Here is a 2,211-nt window from a genome sequence, read left to right as displayed (position 1 = left end):
TAACTAAGCGTACGACTTTCATCCGTGTACAAGAGCAAGAGAACAACGTATTCGGTAAAGAGTAATCTGAACGAATTCGAATAGTTTGAAAATCAAGGGCCGCTTTTGCGGCTCTTTTTTGTTTGGGGACAAAAGCTACGATTGTTGTGCGAATAGAGTTGCTAAGAGCAATAAAAATTATCTTGCCGCTTAGAGCTACCGGCAATATCGTTTGAACTCAGATTTATGTTCGGTCAACCGGATAAGTCCTTTATTCGTTGTGTGTTGCTACTTGGTTTCAAGTTACTAGGAATCAAAGAAGGCGAAAGCCGCTACCAACAGCGCAAAGGTGTTTATCAGTTAGTCGACCAGAAAGGTAACTTCGAGCGTAAGACCGACCAAGCCGACAAGCTTGAATGCCTTACTCAACAAATCAAAATACTAGAAAATCGAATCGCTGAAATTGATGGGAACCACACCGAAACCGTCAAAGGCGCCAGAACCATCAAAGCGAAGAACATCACCGAAGACGTCGACACCATCAAGTTCAATGGCGGAAAAGGCGTTTGCACCGGCGCAAGCATTTGCCCCTTCATGGGTAAACCGCATGTTGATGTATCATCCGCCGTTTATGCGGGAAAAGACTAATGGCATTAAGTAAAACATCACTGATACAGAAGCTAGAAACCGAACTGAAAGCCCAGGGCTTTGTGCTCGATGGTGAATCCGCCATGGTAGGCATGATGGCAGAAGCAATTGCGAATGCTGTAGTCGATGAGATCACTCAGAATGCTATTGTGGTTGTAGATGCTGGTAGTTCTTCTGGTACATATAAAATGAAATAGCAGAATATAGATTCTACAATGTGAATAAATATAAAAGCCGAGCGTTTATACTCGGAAAAAATTTAACTCCAACCTTTTATTTTTTCCAAGTAATTTACAATATGCAATGAAGTAAAAGAAAAAAAGCTTATAAAAACAGCATTTATCCCAGCACTGTATCTCATAAAACCATAATATTCATTGTTATTTAATAATAGAGTTGTCAAAAAGCTCAAAATAAAAACGATTAGAGCGATAAGAGAGTACTTGCATATTTTATATATTGACATTGTTTTATAGACTCATATGGTGTTGATTCTTATTTGCATTCTCAGTTAAAGGTGTGTGAGATGTCAAGGTTATTGTTTTTATTATCATTTTTTTTATGTTCAGCAAGTGCTTCTGCTTGTTTTCCGTTAACCCAAAATACTACGTATAAGTTAGTAGGTGGTGTCGAGTATTGCTTAGAATCAGAGTACCAATTCGTATATGTTCATAATTCAAAATATAGCACAGGAATTGTCGAGCTATCTGATATAAATAGAAAGGTTTTTGATCTTATTTATTCGGGAGAAAGCGCTAAAGTTCCAGCCCAATTAAAAATTACCGCTTTTGAGGATATTCAACTTACTGTACTGGATGGTTATCTATATATCGAGAACGCTCCTAAAAGTCGCAAAAAACGGTCTTTACCTAATATAGGAGTAGCAGTTGTTTCTAATTTAAGTGGTTCTGTTGGCACTAGTTTAGCCGGAGGATCTGATGTGCAGGTTATGCCGACAATTGTCGGGACTGTTATTGGTACCGGAGTAGGAGTCGCAACAGGGCCTCTAGCTCCAATAGTAGGGCCATTAGTGAGTGGTGCAATAACACAGAATATTGTTGGTAATCAAGGCAAACCACCACCGCCTTTGACAATAATCAGTACTACTTCAGCCCCTAACACCAACTCAAGTTTTGTTCCTAGACCTTTTACTAGTTCTAACGGTAGTGGCGGAGGTGGAGCTAGTAGTGGCAGTAGTGGTTTTGGCGGCGGTGGTGGTGGTGAGTGTACCGAATGCCATAGCTAGCATAAAGATACGGGTATCGAACAAATGAGGTGCTGGTCAAGCTCCCCCCGAACTTGACTATCCAAACGCAGCAAGCAAAGGCGTTAGGGTTAGGTATAAATACATTTGCTGTGTAAATGCTAAGTAAGGTTATGGGTACTGGTTCGCTCGCAAAAGTGGCGGCATTCATTGTAAAACAGCGTTATTCATGGGTGTAAATCGTCGTTTATCACTGTTTTTATATACATTAATTTAGAGCTAAATAATTGATTTTATTTTGATTTTTGTGTTTTTTATTAAGTTATACGGTATGTCTTCCCAGTCGGCTATGGACAAGCACTCAGGTGGTGTTGCTAAGT

At 39.7% G+C, this 2,211-nt stretch carries 2 protein-coding genes and 1 pseudogene; all 3 read left to right on the top strand.

The genetic code is table 11. From position 1 onward, the window contains the following. Positions 1-186: 186 nt before the first annotated feature. Positions 187-627: pseudogene (locus tag WR49_RS20615) on the top strand (hypothetical protein); the annotation flags it as partial. Continuing rightward, positions 627-824 carry a hypothetical protein gene (locus WR49_RS20610; RefSeq protein WP_017058079.1) on the top strand — a complete coding sequence of 66 codons (198 nt, stop codon included), beginning with the start codon at positions 627-629 and terminating at the stop codon, positions 822-824. The pseudogene WR49_RS20615 and the gene WR49_RS20610, both read left to right, overlap by 1 nt. Before the next feature lie 329 nt (positions 825-1,153). After that, on the top strand, positions 1,154-1,873 hold the full coding sequence (locus WR49_RS20605; protein WP_052715050.1) for a hypothetical protein: 720 nt from the start codon (positions 1,154-1,156) through the stop codon (positions 1,871-1,873). The last annotated feature ends 338 nt before the right edge of the window (positions 1,874-2,211 follow it).

It is taken from the genome of Vibrio sp. ECSMB14106, from assembly GCF_000972265.1.
In the GTDB taxonomy this organism is placed as follows: domain Bacteria; phylum Pseudomonadota; class Gammaproteobacteria; order Enterobacterales; family Vibrionaceae; genus Vibrio; species Vibrio kanaloae.
Note: the sequence above shows the minus strand (reverse complement) of the source record. Positions and strands in the feature narration are given on the sequence as shown.